This is a genomic window from Actinomycetota bacterium (assembly GCA_030684515.1).
In the GTDB taxonomy this organism is placed as follows: domain Bacteria; phylum Actinomycetota; class Actinomycetes; order S36-B12; family S36-B12; genus UBA11398.
The window spans coordinates 341,509-358,626 of the sequence record JAUXVJ010000009.1 but is presented as its reverse complement, the minus strand read 5'-3'; the positions used below and the strand labels follow the sequence as shown (position 1 = coordinate 358,626).

Here is a 17,118-nt window from a genome sequence, read left to right as displayed (position 1 = left end):
GCCAGAAGCGCCCTCGCTTTCTAGCCCGTGGGTGCGGCGTTGACGATCTGGCTTTGCGTGATCACCCCAAGTGGCCCGCTCTGATCAAAGAGCTGCGTATTTGCAAGCCCAATGCCCGCTGGGCTCACGGTTCCCGAGGTAGCGATGCAGAACCACGGACCTTTCGGGTTGCCAGCCAGTGTCACGTTCACGTCGACGTTGATCAACGCGACTCCGGATCCGGGCTCGACTCTTTGCGACAGAGGCGAGCTCAAGTCGGCGATGGCCATCAGTTGGCAAAGGTCCGGAGTCGGCTCACCTTCAATGAGCGGAACACCCAAGCGAATCCAGGCAGTGCCTGGACCTGGGATTCCCCAGTTGCCAGTGGTGAACCGCACTTCAATTGCATCCCGATGGAACACCACCGGCTGCGATGACCACCGATCTGGTTCATACGGTTCAAGGACACTTGACGGCAGAGCTGGAGCAACTGGCTGATCGCGCTCCACAAGCGGCACTGCGCCCTTGCCGCGAAGCAGCAGTGCTCGAGCAGAAGCCACCACACCTTTTTCGGTTCGCAGTTCAACACTCAGATGTGCGACCCTGCGCGAGACCTGCCGACGGGTGCAGTGCAGCTGCATCGGCTCCAAAGGAACCGGCTTCTCCAGGTCCACGCCGATCCGCGCGACTTCCTCGTCCGGCTCCAGCGCGTCGTGGATAGCAAGTGAGATCAGGGAGCAGGGGGGCCCACCATTCATGGCGTCCGGACGCCAGGGTCCAGTGGTGAATGAAGTGGGAATGAACCAGTCCCCATCCCGGCTGAAAAGCGCGTTGACCTCCATAATTCGCGACCGTAGCAGGCCGATTTCAGTGTCCTGCTTGTGGTCTTGGCGCTGCTTCCAGAGTGGAAGCAATCTTGGCACCAGCAATTCGTCCACAACATCACCCGCCCCAAGTGGACGGAGCCGACTTCATGTTCTTCTTCTGGGCGTCCACTGCCGATACTTGGACAGTGCCTATCAATGCCGGTGAGTCGCCAAGAGATCGCTATGGCAGACCCTTGCGCGGAACAGGGCAGTCAGCAGTCCCCGGAATCAGGGAAAGGATGGAGATCTCCAGCGACGAAGCGTGGACTCAAGCACTCGACTACATCGAGACGGATCTTCCATTCCACGCGCATGAAAGCTTCGAGCAGCGTTGGCGCTGTTGCCCTCCCGAAGAACGACAGGCATGGCAGGCACTAGCGCAATGGGGCGCAGCGCTCACGCAATTGGCGCGCGGCAACCCCACAGGTGCCAAAGCCAATGCTCAGAAGTCGCTTGCCAATCTGGACGAGGCACCGTTGATCCCACTGCCCGTCGATTCGGGCGTGGTGCGAGCCTCTCTGGCTGTCCTACTCAGTTGATGCAGGACGAGGCTCAGCAGCGACCTCAACGGAGAACAGGGCCTTGCTGCCGTCAATGCTCGTGACCTTCACCGCGACGTCGTAGTCCTTGCCAGAGGTGTCGTCCATGAGCAGACAGGTTGTTGAAGCCCCGACCTTTGCCTCAAGATCCTCAGGACAGGTAATGGTGGGCACCTGGTCGACATCGACCTGCATGTTCTCCGCTAGTGCGGTAGTCACCTGCGTTGCCAATTCCTCTGAGGAGATCGACTGCTCGCCGATATCAACGCTGGCTGAACATCCAGCAAGCAAGGTGACGGCAAAAGCAGCGACAAGAACTGGGGCGAGGTGACGTTTCATGCCCAGAACCTATCGGTTTGGGACGGAAGTCTTCGCACTTGACTAGCGATGTCGGGCTACGCCTCTCTCGCACACCTCTCGCTCGATGCTCGCAAGTTCCACGGCTACCCCCTGCAAGGAATAGTTGCTGAGGACCGCACAGCCATGAGGATGCTGTGCAATCTTCGCTTGCACTAGGTGACAGAGCTCTCCTGAGCTTTCGGTGTCGGGGACTCCCAGGGCCACACTTGACCCGCTTCATGATCACGATCAAGTCGACGCAGGTACCAAGCGATGAAGACGCTGCTGCAAGCCGCAAAGAAGCACCAAAGTGAAGGCAAACCGCGGCTGGCCCAGTATGCGAGACCGCCAACTGCCAAGGCATTGACCACCCCCCAGTACACAAGGATGCGCTGTCCGGAGAGCAGAAGCGCTCCGCAGGTGGCCAGGATGTAGGACACGGCTACTGACGTCGCTGTGAAATCGATATTGAAAGAAATGTAGAAGTCGCACGCAACTGCGCTTCCACGGCCTTCAATGAGTGCGGTCAGAAATGACATGCCTGCATACATGCCTGTCAGCACAAGCAGGACAAACACCGACCTGCGCCACCCTCGCGGTTCAACAAGCAGCACAGCTGTCGGCGCATAGATTGGAAGCAGGACGAATGCTACGAACAGATAGAAGCCGGTCGCAGCGTTCAGTACTCCTGGCGATACATCACCCAGCAGCCCGAGCCAGACAAACGCCGAAGTGAAAGAGTGCACGGCGAATACTGCGGGCAGCAGCGCCAGCCCTAGCAGTCGTGGATGCTTGCAGTGACGCAGTGTGTCGACCGCGACGACAGAAAGCGCAAGGCCTACTGCAACATCAACCTGCGGTGACAAGCACACGGCCATCCTTTCGTCACTGTTCGCCTTGCTAGCAAGTACGCGTCGTACTCATCTGCTGTCAGACCAAGCAGCGACCTACTGCACGCCTCCTGGGCCCTTACCCGGGGCAAAGGCTGTCACGCCCAGGGGAATGGGCTTGCCGATTGGTCCGTTGGCTTGGAGTTCCTGCTTCAGGATCGAACTCTCAGCAACGCTGGCGCCCTTCTGAGCGGCGAAAGTGATGCGGGTGATGGTGACGAGTGGCCCTGTGTAGGCGGTAGCTGATCCGAGGGCGAACCATGCCTTGGCCTTTGGTGCCAGGACGAAGCTGGTGATCTTGGCACTTGGAAGATTGAACAGCGCGCCATTGTTCACACTGATATCAACTTTGCCTATGGCAGACGAGGCGCCGGTGAGTACCGGGTAGCCCTTCAGCGAACATGGCGAGGAGCTTGTGTTGGTGACCGTGATGACCGAGTACGGCTGCGACATGCCCGCACCTTCACCAGTGGTCTTTCCGGAAAGTTGGGTACCCAGACAGGTAGGTGTGTCGAGCGCCTGAGCCGGTGCAAACGAACCGACGGCAAACAGTGTCACCAGAATCAGCGGCGCAGCCAGGGACTTCCGCGTCAAACCTCGTGACTGCATGCGAGTCCTCCCCTTGGCCAGAAATGCTTCGTGCACTGACGTTCAGTGTGTCAGTGCCAACTCGACAATTAGCACCAATAGGCCAATGAATCCGTAACTCAGTCCAAAGGACAGCTGTCTCCATCGGCTAAGGCCGGCCTTGCGCGCGGCAAAGGCGCCCCAGAAGAACAGCGTCCCAAGGCCAACGATCATGAGCACAGTCACTGCTGAATCCGAATCCCAATTCAAAGGTGCAAGGAGCAGCAGAATCAGAATTGCGGGCAGCGCTACGTACATGTATTGCGCGTTGTTCAACAGAATTCGCCAGCGATCCTGACGAGTGAGCCGACGCCGAAGTTGAATTTGGGTATCAAGTGCTTCGGTGAACGTGTGCGCCATGGCCAACGCGAACAATGCCGCAAGACCCAACACACTCAACTCGAGCAGTGCACCGTCGAGCAGGGGCGCTGTTCCCTCATCAAAGAGGGAGTACGCGACCATCAGCATGATGGTCGAGTAGATGAGCGCGTGCGGCTCCAACACGACGACTGACACTTGCGGGGGCCGTGGACTTTCCTTCATGGAGAAAACCTACTTGCGCCCAAGCATGCAGTACCTTCACCAACGTGGCGGCTCAGTCGATTCCGGCGCCTATTGCGCTTACTGCATCGGGTGGTACTGGCGAGATCTACACTCACGGCGCGCATCTGACACGTTGGAACCCAAGCGGCAGCGCGCCAGTCATCTGGGTCAGTCACCTCGCTCGGTTTGAACCCGGCGTCGCAATCAGAGGCGGGATTCCGATCATCCTTCCCTGGTTTGGTGCCGGCCGATCCGGCGACATGACTCCCGCACATGGCTTCGCGCGCACACGACTTTGGAGATTGGTAGAGCAGGGTTTTGACGGCGACGACGCTATTGCCATGTTCGAACTTCAGGGATCCTCATCTGACGATGAGACTTTCCCGTATGCCTTCAAGGCGCGGTACGAGGTTCGAATTGGCAGTGCGCTGCACCTGTCTTTGATGGTTGAAAACACTGGTGAAGACGTGTTCTCATTCGAGGAAGCGCTCCACACATACTTCCACGTAGGCGATGTGCGAAAGATCCACGTTGAAGGGCTTGACGGATGTTCGTATCTCGACCAAGCAGACCCCAGTGGACTGGCGATCAAGCAGCAGAGCGGCGATTTGGAGTTCTTAGGTGAGACAGACCGCATCTATGACTCAAGCAGTCGTGTTCGCGTCGTCGACCCGGTCCTTGGTCGGGCTCTTCTCATCGAGAAGGAGCACTCCGCAAGCACAGTGGTATGGAATCCGTGGATTGACAAAGCTCAACGCATGAGCGACTTCGGTGACGACGAATGGTCGTCCATGGTCTGCATTGAGGGTGGCAATCTTCGCGATGCAGCGGTGCATCTGGATCCCGCGCAGTCGCATCAGATGCGCTACTCAGTGCAGGTCGAAGCGATCCAGACACATCACCTTGTCCCACGCTGAGACGAAATCGCGAACGAACTTCTCCTTGGCATCATCGGATGCATAGACCTCAGAGAGCGCTCGTAGTTGCGAGTTGGATCCGAATATGAGATCGGCGGCTGAGGCCGTCCACTTGACGTCACCGCTCGTGCGATCCACTCCGTCGTATACGTGCACGTCATGCTGCGAAGTCCGCCACTGCGTGTCCATGTCCAGCAGATTCACAAAGAAGTCGTTGCTCAGAACTCCTGGTCGTCTGGTCAGTACGCCAAGAGTCGATTGCCCTGTGTTGGCACCCAAGGCCCGCATGCCTCCAATGAGCACAGTCATTTCTGGAGCCGTGAGCGTCAACAAATTCGCGCGATCCAGCAGGAGAGTCTCCGGAGAGAGCTTCTCTTCGTCTTGCAGGAAGTTGCGGAAACCATCTGATGTTGGCTCCAACATGTCAACGGATTCAATATCTGTGTCATCCTGTGTCGCGTCGGTACGCCCGGGGGCGAATGGCACGGTGATGCTGAAACCAGCATCCCTGGCCGCCTTCTCCACAGCGGCACAACCGCCAAGGACGATGACGTCCGCGAGCGAGACACGAACGCTGTCTGACCGTGATGCGTTGAATTCGGACTGCACGCGCTCGAGCGTGGCAAGGGCGGACTGCAATGCGGCGGGTTCATTGACGGGCCAGTCCTTTTGCGGTGCAAGACGAAGCCGAGCACCATTAGCACCGCCGCGCCTGTCAGTGCCACGGAAGGACGCTGCAGATGCCCATGCGGTCGTGACGAGTTGTTGCACGGACAGACCTGACTGCACCAGTGCCTTCTTCAAATCTGCGATTTCAGCATCACCAATCAGAGGGTGATCAACCGGCGGTACCGGGTCCTGCCAGATCTGTGGTGCAGGAATCCATGGACCGAGGTAACGAGAAATTGGGCCCATGTCTCGATGAAGAAGCTTGAACCATGCTTTGCCAAACGCATCCGCGAGCTCATCAGGATGCTCGAAGAAGCGACGCGCCAGCGGTTCGTATACCGGATCCATCCGCATTGCCAAGTCACTTGTCAGCATCATCGGTGCATGACGAATGGTCACGTCGTGTGCGTCGGGCACAGTGTCCTTGGCTGCGGGATCTGTTGGCTCCCACTGCTTGGCTCCCGCGGGACTAGCAGTCAGTTGCCATTCATAACCGAAGAGATTTTCCAGATAGCCGTTGTCCCACTTCGTGGGTTCCTTCGTCCATGCGCCTTCAAGACCACTGGTGATGGTGTAGACACCTTTGCCAGTTGCAAAGCTGCTCGCCCAGCCGATGCCTTGAGCCTCAATGGGCGCTGCCTCGGGCTCGGGTCCGACATACTCCGGATCAACCGCACCATGAGCCTTGCCGAAGGTGTGACCGCCCACGATGAGCGCAAGAGTCTCTTCGTCATTCATGGCCATCCGCTTGAACGTCTCGCGGATATCGCGAGCTGATGCGTGCGGATCTGGATTGCCCTCTGGACCTTCTGGGTTGACGTAGATCAGGCCCATCTGCACTGCCCCAAGCGGACCCTGGAGCTGGCGGTCGCCGCTGTATCGCGCGTCACCTAGCCAGGTGTCTTCTGGGCCCCAGAAGATTTCTTCAGGCTGCCAGACATCCTCGCGACCAAAGGCGAATCCGAAAGTGGTGAAGCCCATCGATTCAAGTGCGCAGTTGCCAGTGAAGACCAGCAGGTCCGCCCATGAAATCTGCTGCCCATACTTCTTCTTGATTGGCCAAAGCAGACGACGCGCCTTGTCGAGATTTGCGTTGTCTGGCCAACTGTTCAGCGGAGCAAATCGCTGCATGCCGCTTCCACCACCGCCGCGACCATCTGCGACGCGATACGTACCAGCCGCGTGCCAGGTCATCCGAATGAAGAAAGGGCCGTAATGGCCGTAATCCGCAGGCCACCACTCTTGCGAGTCCGTCATCAACGCGAAGAGATCCTGTTTCAAGGCCTCAACATCCAGACTTGCAAAGCGCTCGGCGTAGACAAAGTCCGGACCGAGTGGATCCGGACCAGCGGCGTGCTGTTCGAGCACCTGCAGGTTCAGTTGGTTGGGCCACCAGTCACGATTGGATCGAGGTCGAGAGTCCTTGACTGTGGGCGCTGGGATTGCGGGATTCTCGCTTTCGCTGCCGCTGTCGGTGACGCCCTCTAAATCAGCCATGTCGATGCCTCCCACTGCTACTTGCGTCGAGTCGTAGATGCATCCTGTCTGGCTGGACTCCAAGGATCAACAGGAATCTGTCGCAGATCCATCACACCGGAAGAATCCATCACACCGGAAAATGCGCAGAAGCGCTTTGGAATTCCCATTCAACCTAGTGGTTGATAAAGGTGTCGAGTGTGACTATCCTTCTCAACTACTTGGTTGAGGAGGGTCAATGGCCGACAAGCTGTCGCTGGCGTTCAATGCGCTTGCGGATCCAACCCGTCGCGACATGCTGACCAGGCTGGCATCAGGCGAGGCGACCGTCACTGCACTGGCCGACCGATATGACGTCAGCATCCAAGCGATCTCAAAGCATCTGAAGGTGCTGGAGACAGCCGGGTTGGTCAGCCGGACGAAAGATGCGCAGCGTCGCCCAGTCCACATCGAACCTGAAGTGCTGGACATGATGGCTGGCTGGATTCGGCGCTACCAGCGCGAAGCCGAGGCGAGATACAGCCGACTGGATGAAGTTCTCGCAGAAATGAACGAGCGCGCAGAAGGGGAAACCGCGTGAACACCACACTGAGCCAGGCCAGCATCGAAGCTGATCCAGAAGTGCCGCAGATCCATATTCGTCGGGACTTCCGCGCCACTCACGAACAACTGATGAAGTGCCACCTCGACCCAGCATTGTTCGCAAGGTGGGTCGGGCCAGCAAGCCTGACTGCACGCATCGACTACTGGGATGCCAAGACCGGAGGCTCCTGGCGTTACATTGCGAGCAGAGATGACGGTGAGTTCGCCTTTCGTGGCTGCTTCCACTTCATCGGCGAGCGCAAGATCGTTCAGACATTCACCTGGGAAGGCCAACCAGATGATGTCTCGCTGGAGACTCTGGAGTTCACTGATCTCGGCAATGGCATGACTCGTCTCCACGCGCGCTCACTTTGCGACAGCTTCGCCGGACGCGACGCCTGGTTGAAGAGCGGCATGGAGTCTGGCGTCAATGAGGGATACGAGAAACTGGATAGGTTGCTCAACAATGGCATTTCCTGAAGATCCGGTAGCGCGCTACTTCGCGATCTCCGACGGCTTCACGACACTCGTGGAGAACACCGATGACTGGAATGCGCAATCACCAGTGTCGGAGTGGAAGGCTCGCGATGTCGTGTGGCACCTCGTCGACTGGGTTCCAGGTCTGCTCAGTGTTGGTTCATCGGTGCAGTTGCTTTTGCGTGACCCATCAACAAACGACCCGGCACAAGACTGGAGGCGTTTCGATAATGGGCTTCGCGACATTCTTATGCGACCCGAGACCGCGACGGCTGAATTCGCGCATCCGCAGGCCGGGACAATGCCACTTGGCAATGCGATCGACATGTTCATCACTCCCGATGTCTTCATGCACAGCTGGGATCTCGCGCAAGCCATCGATCAACCAACTGAACTGGATGCGGACTTCGCCGCTGAACTCCTTGCGGGGATGGAGGGCATCGACGAAATGCTGCGTGCATCTGGCCAGTACGGACCGCGGGTGCCGGCACCCGCTGACGCCGACGCGCAGACTCGACTCATGGCCTTCGTCGGACGCGATCCCAACTGGCGCAAGATGATCAGTAGCTAAAGTCATAGCGTGGACTCCGAAGCCGGCGCAGCTCGCGACTACGCAACTGAAATCGCGAACGCGCGAAGTGCGGCTCGACTGCTCAGGCGCGGCGCCTTCGCTACTGCAGCAGTCGGGATCGTCACCTGTGTCGTGGCAGTGATTTCCTTCGTGCGCGGTGAGGCAGGGCTCGATGCGTCTGTTGAATACTTCTGGGCTGTCGGTGCAGTCACCGTCATCAGTGGTGTCGCGTTCTACGCCACAAGTTGGAATCTTGCACTATCGGCTTCACGTCTTGAGGCACAACTAACTGCAAGCCTGCCCAACACGAATACGAATTCAAACCACTGATGCACCGCGCGCGCTCGAGGTGCAAAGACGCCGCAGCCTTCAGTGCGTCTGCTTGACCATCAACGCTGTGGTGGCTACGACCAAAGCCGCCAGCATGGCAAACACGAAGAATGCTTTCGCATCATCGGCGTTCAGGTGCAACCATCGCCTCATTCTTTGAGGCTACGCCCGGCCATCGGCCTTGTCGATGGGCAAGCACCTCCGGACCCCTCGCCAGCTACTTTGCTGAAGAATTCGAGCGCTCGATCAGCACGATCGGAATCACGCGGTGCTCAGCGGCACGCGCTTCGTAGCGAGGCAGGCTTGGCAAGGCTTGAGACATGAGTTGAACGAGATGGTCGCGCTCGGCACCAAGCTCTACGGTTCGCGCAACTGCCGAGTACTTGTCGCCGCGGTATTCAACAGTGATCTGCGGATTCGCATTGAGATTCTCATACCACTGAGGGTTCGTTGGGAGTCCGCCCATCGAACCGACGACGATGAGTCGGTCGCCATCGGGCTGCACCGCCACAGGGGTGGTACGCAGCTCGCCAGATTTCCGGCCAGTGATCGTCAGCAGAACTAGCGGCATGCCGTCGGACTCGTAAATGCCCTCTTCGCGGTAAAGCCTGGTGATTTCACGATTGACCTCACGAATGTCCTGCATTGCTGGTCGCTCTGACACGAATCTCCTTCGATGATCGTTCGCTTGCCCACGCGGTTCTGGATAGCGGAATAGGTGAGCATCGCACAACGTTCACGGGTGCATGACAACTATCGGATTGATCGGAAGTGGCAAGATCGGGAGTACCGTCGCGCGCTTCGCTGTAGCCGCTGGGTACAACGTCGTCCTGAGCAACTCGCGCGGTCCGCAGACCCTGAGTGAGCTGGTTGAGGAACTGGGGCCACATGCCTCGGCAGGGACGGTGGCGCAAGCCGCGCAGATGGGAGACATCGTCGTGGTGACCATCCCCCTTCGGGCATACCGCGATGTACCAGTTGAGCCTCTCGTGGGAAAGGTCGTCATCGACACCAATAACTACTACCCACAGCGCGATGGCAACATTGCTGAACTCGACGACGAGTCCACGACGACGAGCGAACTGCTGCAGGCACATCTTCCCGGCGCACATGTCGTCAAGCTCTTCAACAACATTTGGTACAAGGCGCTCGAGCAATTAGCACGACCAGCGGGGGCAGATGACCGCAGCGCATTGGCGATTGCTGGCGACGATGCTGCAGCAAAGGCCGCCGTTGTCGAGTTTCTCGACAGCATCGGTTACGACGTTGTCGACGCTGGGCCGCTGGCCGAAGGCTGGCGCTTTCAGCGAGACACCCCCGCCTACGCGGGGCTGTACAGCGGGCCGGACGGCATCACGGATGTCCGCGGAGCCTCTGCTGACCATATTCGGGAAAAGCTCGCCCTCGCCGTTCGCTACCGAGACATGTAACAGGCCCCGCTATTCGTCAGTCTCAGTGATCTCACTGGTGAAGCCCGGCAAGCTGTTGAGCCATTGGAAGAGTTTGCGTTCGCTCTCCTCCAGGATGGACATGAAGACGCCGGCTACTCGCGGCTCGCTGAACAACTGAAGCGCTTCAAGATCGGGAATGCTGATTGTCACGCGATTGGCAAGAACGCCTACCGACCACGCCTCGATTCTGCCCTCAGCTATGAGCAGGCGTCCGCCGTAGCGAATCGCAATGTTGCGCAAACCGTTCACTCGCAACCGGAGTTCATCGAGTGAATAGATGCGATCCGGAAAGTGCGTCTGAGCAACGAGCACACCAGTCACGATTCCGGAGGCATCTCGCACTGCCTCAATTTGCCGACTCAACTGCGTGCTCCTTTGACTTTGCGCGAGGCCGTTGAATCCGGCCACACCCGAGGTGTGGAAGTCTCAACAGCCTCGAAAGATGCGACCGGGATGCGCTTGAGTTCTACGATCAGTCCGCTCTTTGCTCAGCACACTGATCATTGTGCCCGTGCGAAACGCTCATCAGCGTTATACCCGTCGGTCAGATCAAGACACCTGAGTTCCCGGGCTCCAGCCTTGAGAACGATGAGCTGCAATGGCCAGTCCACCCAACCCCACGGCGAGAGCGCCGAATACTGCTTGCAAAACACTCGGTCCAACGAATGGAATCTGAACGACTACTTCGACAAGCAGCAATCCGTTGGCCATCAGCACCACTTTGGGAGCGCTCGGCCATCGACGCATAGCGGCAATTGCCGCAATGCCTGACGGGACTGCTACAGATCCGAACAGCCAGACTGCCGGGAGCCGCCAACTGTCCAGACCAAGCGCTTGAAGATCGGACAGCGGCGGTGCGTAAGTACCAGTCCAAAGCTGCCAGGAGCCCGAAAGCCCGCCGATTGCGACCAGTGTTTCAGCGCCAATGAACGTACGGCGGAATGGATGAATATCGGAGCGCAATGCCTGCTGCATCTTCAACATCATGTCTGCCTCCTTTATGGGAGTCACTGCACCGTTGAGTGCCTGCTGCGAAATCAACGCTACGCGCGCTGAGACAGTGCCGACTATGGATCCGCAGTATGAACGCAGTCACATTCTGTTCAACAACAAGGCGCATCGCGCATACGCAGATCAATCTCGACTGAGAATGGGAGAAGGACTACTAGTCGATCGATTGCGCAATTGTCAGTAGCACCACCGAGTCTTCAAGTGCCTCCAGCCGATGGCGAGCCGCAGGAATCTCGATGAGGTCGCCGACAACGCCCTCTTGAACATTCGCGCCCTCGACCAAGCGCACATTCCCCAACACAACTTGAAGAGTGGCTTCACCAGGACTGTCATGATCCGCGAGATTGTGTCCGTCAGCCAGTGCAATCAAGGTCTGCCGAAGGACATGGGTGTGCCCGCCCAGCACCGTGTGAGCACTGCGTCCACTTGAAGCGGTGCGAGCGATCTGCAGGTGTTCTTGCGCTAGCGATGTGAGTGAGGTCTTGTTCACGCTGTGCCTTTCAATCGTCCTATCGCGGATCGGGGCGTGCTTGGCTCGCCAAGTGGCAGCCAATTTACTACAGTTGCCTCCGTGATATTAGTCGGCCCCGCACCTGTGCGTCATGACATCTCCAGTGAGGCTCTCTCGCCAGCTCGCTCACGCATCCTTGAATCGCTGCAGCAGGCACTGGAGCCGGTCTCTGCCAGCGAGTTGGCGGCGAACCTCGGGCAGCATGCAAACACCGTCCGAGAGCATCTGGAGGCGCTGGTCCAGAGGCAGTTGGCAACCAGATTCAGATCCGATCCGGATGGACGCGGGCGCCCCGCCTGGCGCTACTCGCCGAGCACAGTGCTGCAGGAGCCGGATTCCCGCGTGCGCGAATATGCTGGCCTTGCATTGGTGCTAGCAGAGCAACTCGCTCGCTCCAGCGCAGATCCTGAAGTTGAGTCGATCGCTGCTGGTCAGGCGTGGGGACGAATGCTGACTCAGGAAGCCGTTCGTGGCAAAGCCCTATCGGCTCGGCGTCAGACGATCGCCTTGATGACTGAAATCGGATTCGACCCCGAAACTGACTCCCGAATGAGCACGGTCCTATTGCGACGATGCCCCTTCCTTGATGTAGCACGCAAACAGAGCTCAATCGTCTGTTCTGCTCACCTTGGCATGATCGCCACGGCCTTTGAAGCCTTCGGCGGCGATAGCGAAGGCGTCCAACTGGTGCCATTCGACAGCAGTAGCGGCTGCGTCCTGAGGTTCGCACGATCAGCAGGCAAGCAATGAAGCGCAGCACCAGCGCCGTCCGCCTAGGTGGCAGCAGATCCATACGAACGCAGAAGAAGAACTCCTACTTTCCTCCTCAACACGGAGCATGGGCATTCCTGGCTCTTCCCCTTGCTCTCGGTGCAACCGTGTCGACATGGAGTCCCCTGTTCGTTCTACTGGCGATCACGTGGATCGCCGCCTATCCGATGTCCTATGCGGCCTTCGGACTTGTACGAGCAAAGCGACCTCAGCGCTTTCGAGCTCCGTTATTCACCTGGGCCGGCATTGCACTGCTTCCCGCCGCGCTCTTGGTGATCTGGCGGCCATGGCTGCTGTGGATCGGACTGGCCTATGGCGTGCTGCTCATGGTGAACCTGTATTACGCACGACGCAACGACGAACGCGCGCTGGCCAACGATGGCGTGTTCATTCTTGAATGTGCTGGCATGGTTGCAGTGGTCTGGGCGCTCAGCGCTGGCGAACAATCCTTGACTCCTCCCCGCCTTGATAGCGTGCCTGCTCATGTGTTGATCCTGACGATCATCTGCGCGCTTGTACTCCTCAGCTCGACTCTGCACGTGAAGTCGCTGATCAGAGAGCGCCGCAATCCGCGCTACGCATTCGCATCTCGTGCCTTCGCCGTTGCCGCCCTGCTCGCTTCGATAGGGCTTGGCGCATGGTGGGGATGGCCCAGCGGCCTTTGGCTCATCGTGCCGTTCACGGCACTTGCGGCGCGAGCCTTCATCGTCCCGGGTCGCCAACTTCGGCCGGGGGCGATCGGAGTCATTGAACTCGTGTGCTTTCTGACTGCTGTCTGCGCTGCCGCCTTGGCGACAGCATGAGCGACCTCGGACACTCACAGATGAACGACATCGCAAATCGGCAGGACGTTTCGGATCTCATCGTCGCGTTCTACGAACGAGCCTTTCAGGACGAACTCCTTGGCCCAGTCTTTGTCGAGGTCGCTCATCTCGATCTCGCAGCGCATCTGCCCATCATGTGCGACTTCTGGGAGACCGTCCTATTTCGCACCGGTGTGTACAAGCGAAACGCTTTGCTTGTACACACGTCACTGCATCAAAAGTCACCATTGACAGCAGAGCACTTCAGCCGCTGGCTGGAGCTATGGACTGGAACTGTCGACACCAAGTTCAGAGGTGAAAAGGCTGACCTGGCCAAGCTGCAGGCCTCTCGCATCGCATGGTCGATGAGTCGACGTCTCATGGGGGAGTCTGGAAGCGAGTTCATCACGGTCAAGCGCGCGATTGCGCGCACAGACACCTAGGCCTGCGCAAACTCAGTTGATCCGAGCGTACCAACCGCTCACGACTTCCGCGGCCGGCTTGCCGCGGATGTTGTGCTCCTTGGATAGCGGGAACTCATCAGGCCAGTAGACAAATGGGTAGGTGCCGATCACATAAGGCGATTGGGCCACGGCATTGAGTACTGCTTCGTAGGCCATCGCCTGTCCCTGCAAGTCCAGCACCATGGACGGGTCGTACGCGTTCCACATCTGGATGCCAGAATCAAAGACTCCAATCCTGCCGGTCACCCCGCCGACCACACTCGGGTAGGAAATCTGTGAGAGCACCACTGGCTTGCCATATTGCGCCGCCATTGGGGCCAGGCTGGTCTTCATGATTCTCAGCGCCGACTCGTTGAGCTCAGCCTGTGCAGCGCTCGGGTTGGCACTGAGCCCGGCCCACCAGTTGACCGCAAGGAAGTCCCATTGGGCCATGCCCGGCATGTCTGCGGGCGATGGCCAGACAGGTTCGGCAGCACCGTCGACGCCGCCCAGGTAGAACGTCCGGCCGATGGGGCCGCGGAAGTGCTGCCGCACCTTGGCGTAGATGGTCTCAAGTCGCTCGGCATAGCCAGCGGGCTTGCTGTCGATCGCCGCCCAGTCGCCGTACAGGGCCAACTGATCGACTCCGGTCCTAGCCGCCACATCGGCAAAGTGCAGTGAGTAGGCCTCGTACTGGTCAAACCACGAGTTCCACCACTTGGCAGTCTTTTCGACCTTGGACAGGTCAACGCAGCACACCTGTGGAGCGAGGAAGACCTTGAAGCCCGCCTTCTTCGTCGCGTTGATATGCGTGATGAGGTCGGCGTCGGGGTAGGTGTGACCGAAGCCTTCATTGGTCATCACCGGCGGGTTCGTCTTGGCGTAATCCCAGGTAGGCGCGATCTCCACCCACTGCACCCGATCCCGCTTCATGGAGGCATTGGTCGTGTCCAGCAGGGTATGGAAGTTCCCCCACCAGAAGTCCGCGAACTCCATCCCCTTCTGGAACTGCCGGCTACCCACTCTGGGAAGGAAGCTTGTATTGCCTGCTGCGCTCGGTGGTACCACCAGAGCTGCGTCAGACTTCGGCAGCCATCGCCACTTGTTCACCGTGTCCGTGAGGCTCTTTGTGGCACGAGTCACCTTGATCGCCCGATGGCCCTGCTCGGAGTCCGGCGTGAACTCCTCAGCAGCCGTGAACCCCCAGCCGTTGCGCATGTAGCGGTACAGCAGGGTTCCAGGAACGACGTCGATCGTGGCCCCATACAGATTCGAGCCAAGGCTCTTCAACTTGTCCGTGCGCACGCCGATGCCGGCCTGGCTCAGCCTCTCGACGTACACCTGCGTGCCCGCAGGCGTATTTGACGGCACGCGAACCCGAACAGCAACGGGAACGCCTTGAGCACCATTTGCTGCAGCGACGCCGACGCGTGCCGTTCCTGCGGAAGTGGATGAAACTGCCACCGGAACTACGGCCACAACCGCGAATGAAGCCACCGTCGCAAACAGCCGAGCAAATCGGAACGTGCTCATGATTCAAGGCTAGGGACCCGCGGGCGCGCGAAGGAGGGAAGAAGGTCCGAGTGTCAGGTGGAACTGCCCAAGTCCATGCAGCATTCCTGGGCACTTCCGGACAAATTCCATGGATTGGTAACGTCGTCAGATGAGTTCCCTCACGGATGCCATCGACTCCTCCACGGAGGAGCGCTGGGTTACCGGCGACAATTTCGGTCTGCCGATTCCCGCCGATCCCGAGGCACTCCTGGCAGGTGGTGCCGAATTTCTGACGAGGGCCTTTCGCGCTGGCGGCGTCTTGGACGCGAACAACAGCGTCACCTGCATTGTGGAGTCATCGGAGTTCTTCGACGGTGGAAGTGGCAAGAAACTGAAGTTGACCGTGACCTATGAGCATCCGGATACCGCTCTGCCAAATCGCCTCTTCGTGAAGTTCTCACGTCACTTCGACAACGAACTCTGGGACAGCGCCAAGTGGATGATGCTGTCTGAAGTCAATTTCGCGCTCCTTTCACGAGCGCCGGACTTTCCCGTCATGGTCCCCCAATTCATGTTTGCCGACCTCGAAGGCTCATCTGAGACAGGCCTGCTCATCACCGAGCTGATTCCCTATGGCGAAGGCAACGTGGAGCCAGCCCACGCCAAGTGCATGGACTACCTGATTCCTGATGCCGTGGAGCATTACCGAGCCATCTTCAGAAGCCTTGGTCGGCTGTCCGGTGCCCACAGCGCCGGGAAGCTCTCGCCGGAATTCGACGAACTCTTTCCTGATGCGGAGGCGGGGTCAGCAATGTTCCGTATTCCTGTGTCGGACGAGCAGTCGATAGTGCGGGCTCACAAGATGTTCGACTTCATCCAGCGTTATCCGAAGCTGTTCCCCGCGGATCTCCTTGATCCGGCGCTGCGCGAGCAGTTCATCGACTACATGGGTGACGCATTCGCCGCTCGCGACCGGATCAACGAGATTCTCCTGAGCGGCCGTCCGCGCTTTGTTGCATTCGCTCACTGGAACGGCAACATCGACAACTGCTGGTTCGAACGCGATGCGCAAGGCGTGCTCGAGTGCGGCTTCATCGATTGGGCCAACTGCGGACAACTGCCGCTGACACAGGTCGTCGGCGGCGCTCTTGGCTGTGCCGAGTCCTACGTGTACGCCGAGCACTTGGATGAACTGCTGGGAATCATGCTTGATGAGTTCGAGGCTCAGGGTGGCCCGAAGTTGGACCTTGAGGAATTCGGCCTGCACGTCCGCCTCTCCATGGCATCCAATTTCGGCCTGTCGATGGCAGCACCGGTGGCGATCGCTCGCGACACCGATGACATCGATTCCCTCACTGGCCCTCGTGATCCCTTCTTCCGCGACCACTACGCATCGCGAGTCATGCTGCACACGATGACGAGCATGCTGGAGAACTGGAAGAACCTTGGATTGGGTGACCTGGTTCGTCAATTGCATTGACGGCTCTGGCAACGGCACCACCGCCAGGAACTACTTGTTCGTGAAGGTGAACAACACGTCGATCGGCCACGGATTCGGAACGTTCGTGGACGTTCCGCTTACGCCTGCATTCAGGCCGGTTCCTCCGGTGATGGGCATTATCTGAACTGTTGGTGATTGTGCCGCGACATTCGACATCCAGACCTCATTGCCGCCAGTGAGGATCGTACCCTTGGGCAACTCGTAGGTCGTGGTGTTGAGAATTTCGTAGGGGCCGTTGGCGCACACGGACAGCACAGTGTGGACTGACGAGTAGGTGCCGATGACCGTGCCTTGCGGGGTGGCCAATATAGAAGGGCGTTACAGCGAT

General features: G+C 58.7%; 23 protein-coding genes. 11 read left to right on the top strand and 12 right to left on the bottom strand.

Features of this window, described 5'->3' with window-relative positions:
• Positions 1-20: 20 nt before the first annotated feature.
• Positions 21-821, bottom strand: coding sequence for a thioesterase family protein (locus Q8M73_03550; GenBank protein MDP2287622.1), 801 nt, complete (start codon positions 819-821; stop codon positions 21-23).
• Positions 822-934: 113 nt separating this feature from the next.
• On the opposite strand from Q8M73_03550, the gene Q8M73_03545 reads away from it, so the two are divergent.
• Positions 935-1,384 (top strand): DUF309 domain-containing protein, encoded by a 450-nt coding sequence (locus tag Q8M73_03545; protein MDP2287621.1) that lies wholly within the window; start codon positions 935-937, stop codon positions 1,382-1,384.
• On the opposite strand, the gene Q8M73_03540 is transcribed toward Q8M73_03545, so the two are convergent.
• The 4 genes from Q8M73_03540 to Q8M73_03525 form a co-directional block, all read right to left on the bottom strand.
• Complete coding sequence (locus tag Q8M73_03540) at positions 1,373-1,723, bottom strand: DUF4333 domain-containing protein (protein ID MDP2287620.1); 351 nt, start codon at positions 1,721-1,723, stop codon at positions 1,373-1,375. The genes Q8M73_03545 and Q8M73_03540 overlap by 12 nt on opposite strands.
• A 173-nt stretch (positions 1,724-1,896) precedes the next feature.
• Positions 1,897-2,589 (bottom strand): hypothetical protein, encoded by a 693-nt coding sequence (locus Q8M73_03535; protein MDP2287619.1) that lies wholly within the window; start codon positions 2,587-2,589, stop codon positions 1,897-1,899.
• 81 nt (positions 2,590-2,670) lie between these two features.
• Complete coding sequence (locus tag Q8M73_03530) at positions 2,671-3,258, bottom strand: DUF4232 domain-containing protein (protein ID MDP2287618.1); 588 nt, start codon at positions 3,256-3,258, stop codon at positions 2,671-2,673.
• A gap of 6 nt (positions 3,259-3,264) precedes the next feature.
• A complete protein-coding gene (locus tag Q8M73_03525; GenBank protein ID MDP2287617.1) occupies positions 3,265-3,783 on the bottom strand; it encodes a hypothetical protein in 519 nt (172 codons plus the stop codon).
• Between the two features lie 44 nt (positions 3,784-3,827).
• On the opposite strand from Q8M73_03525, the gene Q8M73_03520 reads away from it, so the two are divergent.
• Entirely contained in the window at positions 3,828-4,700 is an 873-nt protein-coding gene (locus Q8M73_03520) for a D-hexose-6-phosphate mutarotase (protein ID MDP2287616.1), read from the top strand.
• On the opposite strand, the gene katG is transcribed toward Q8M73_03520, so the two are convergent.
• Positions 4,653-6,866: a catalase/peroxidase HPI gene (gene katG / locus Q8M73_03515; protein ID MDP2287615.1), complete on the bottom strand. Its 2,214-nt coding sequence runs from the start codon at positions 6,864-6,866 to the stop codon at positions 4,653-4,655. The genes Q8M73_03520 and katG overlap by 48 nt on opposite strands.
• Before the next feature lie 217 nt (positions 6,867-7,083).
• Here katG and Q8M73_03510 point away from each other — a divergent pair, with 217 nt between their 5' ends.
• From Q8M73_03510 to Q8M73_03495, 4 genes are read left to right on the top strand one after another with little or no spacing between them, the layout of a single operon-like run.
• A complete protein-coding gene (locus Q8M73_03510) occupies positions 7,084-7,425 on the top strand; it encodes a metalloregulator ArsR/SmtB family transcription factor (GenBank protein ID MDP2287614.1) in 342 nt (113 codons plus the stop codon).
• The gene (locus tag Q8M73_03505) at positions 7,422-7,907 is read left to right on the top strand and encodes an SRPBCC domain-containing protein (GenBank protein MDP2287613.1); all 486 of its coding nucleotides are present in this window, start codon (positions 7,422-7,424) and stop codon (positions 7,905-7,907) included. The genes Q8M73_03510 and Q8M73_03505 overlap by 4 nt, the downstream gene beginning before the upstream one ends.
• Positions 7,894-8,475 (top strand): TIGR03086 family metal-binding protein, encoded by a 582-nt coding sequence (locus Q8M73_03500; protein MDP2287612.1) that lies wholly within the window; start codon positions 7,894-7,896, stop codon positions 8,473-8,475. The genes Q8M73_03505 and Q8M73_03500 overlap by 14 nt, the downstream gene beginning before the upstream one ends.
• A 9-nt stretch (positions 8,476-8,484) precedes the next feature.
• Positions 8,485-8,805, top strand: a complete 321-nt coding sequence (locus tag Q8M73_03495; protein ID MDP2287611.1) for a hypothetical protein — start codon at positions 8,485-8,487, stop codon at positions 8,803-8,805.
• A 217-nt stretch (positions 8,806-9,022) separates the two neighbouring features.
• On the opposite strand, the gene Q8M73_03490 is transcribed toward Q8M73_03495, so the two are convergent.
• Entirely contained in the window at positions 9,023-9,469 is a 447-nt protein-coding gene (locus Q8M73_03490) for a nitroreductase/quinone reductase family protein (GenBank protein ID MDP2287610.1), read from the bottom strand.
• 82 nt (positions 9,470-9,551) lie between these two features.
• Here Q8M73_03490 and Q8M73_03485 point away from each other — a divergent pair, with 82 nt between their 5' ends.
• Complete coding sequence (locus tag Q8M73_03485; protein MDP2287609.1) at positions 9,552-10,235, top strand: NAD(P)-binding domain-containing protein; 684 nt, start codon at positions 9,552-9,554, stop codon at positions 10,233-10,235.
• A gap of 9 nt (positions 10,236-10,244) precedes the next feature.
• Here the strand turns inward: Q8M73_03485 and Q8M73_03480 are convergent, their stop codons facing one another.
• The 3 genes from Q8M73_03480 to Q8M73_03470 form a co-directional block, all read right to left on the bottom strand.
• On the bottom strand, positions 10,245-10,619 hold the full coding sequence (locus Q8M73_03480) for a hypothetical protein (GenBank protein MDP2287608.1): 375 nt from the start codon (positions 10,617-10,619) through the stop codon (positions 10,245-10,247).
• Between the two features lie 186 nt (positions 10,620-10,805).
• Positions 10,806-11,243, bottom strand: coding sequence for a hypothetical protein (locus Q8M73_03475; GenBank protein MDP2287607.1), 438 nt, complete (start codon positions 11,241-11,243; stop codon positions 10,806-10,808).
• Positions 11,244-11,421: 178 nt separating this feature from the next.
• Positions 11,422-11,757 carry a LuxR family transcriptional regulator gene (locus Q8M73_03470; protein MDP2287606.1) on the bottom strand — a complete coding sequence of 112 codons (336 nt, stop codon included), beginning with the start codon at positions 11,755-11,757 and terminating at the stop codon, positions 11,422-11,424.
• 81 nt (positions 11,758-11,838) lie between these two features.
• Here Q8M73_03470 and Q8M73_03465 point away from each other — a divergent pair, with 81 nt between their 5' ends.
• From Q8M73_03465 to Q8M73_03455, 3 genes are read left to right on the top strand one after another with little or no spacing between them, the layout of a single operon-like run.
• Positions 11,839-12,528: a helix-turn-helix domain-containing protein gene (locus tag Q8M73_03465; protein ID MDP2287605.1), complete on the top strand. Its 690-nt coding sequence runs from the start codon at positions 11,839-11,841 to the stop codon at positions 12,526-12,528.
• Positions 12,525-13,352, top strand: a complete 828-nt coding sequence (locus Q8M73_03460; protein MDP2287604.1) for a YwiC-like family protein — start codon at positions 12,525-12,527, stop codon at positions 13,350-13,352. Before Q8M73_03465 ends, Q8M73_03460 begins: the two co-directional genes overlap by 4 nt.
• The gene (locus Q8M73_03455; GenBank protein ID MDP2287603.1) at positions 13,349-13,795 is read left to right on the top strand and encodes a group III truncated hemoglobin; all 447 of its coding nucleotides are present in this window, start codon (positions 13,349-13,351) and stop codon (positions 13,793-13,795) included. Before Q8M73_03460 ends, Q8M73_03455 begins: the two co-directional genes overlap by 4 nt.
• A gap of 12 nt (positions 13,796-13,807) precedes the next feature.
• Here the strand turns inward: Q8M73_03455 and Q8M73_03450 are convergent, their stop codons facing one another.
• The gene (locus tag Q8M73_03450; protein ID MDP2287602.1) at positions 13,808-15,328 is read right to left on the bottom strand and encodes a hypothetical protein; all 1,521 of its coding nucleotides are present in this window, start codon (positions 15,326-15,328) and stop codon (positions 13,808-13,810) included.
• Positions 15,329-15,458: 130 nt separating this feature from the next.
• Here Q8M73_03450 and Q8M73_03445 point away from each other — a divergent pair, with 130 nt between their 5' ends.
• Complete coding sequence (locus tag Q8M73_03445; protein ID MDP2287601.1) at positions 15,459-16,769, top strand: hypothetical protein; 1,311 nt, start codon at positions 15,459-15,461, stop codon at positions 16,767-16,769.
• A gap of 30 nt (positions 16,770-16,799) precedes the next feature.
• Here Q8M73_03445 and Q8M73_03440 read toward each other — a convergent pair whose 3' ends face one another.
• Entirely contained in the window at positions 16,800-17,096 is a 297-nt protein-coding gene (locus tag Q8M73_03440) for a hypothetical protein (protein MDP2287600.1), read from the bottom strand.
• Positions 17,097-17,118 lie beyond the last annotated feature (22 nt).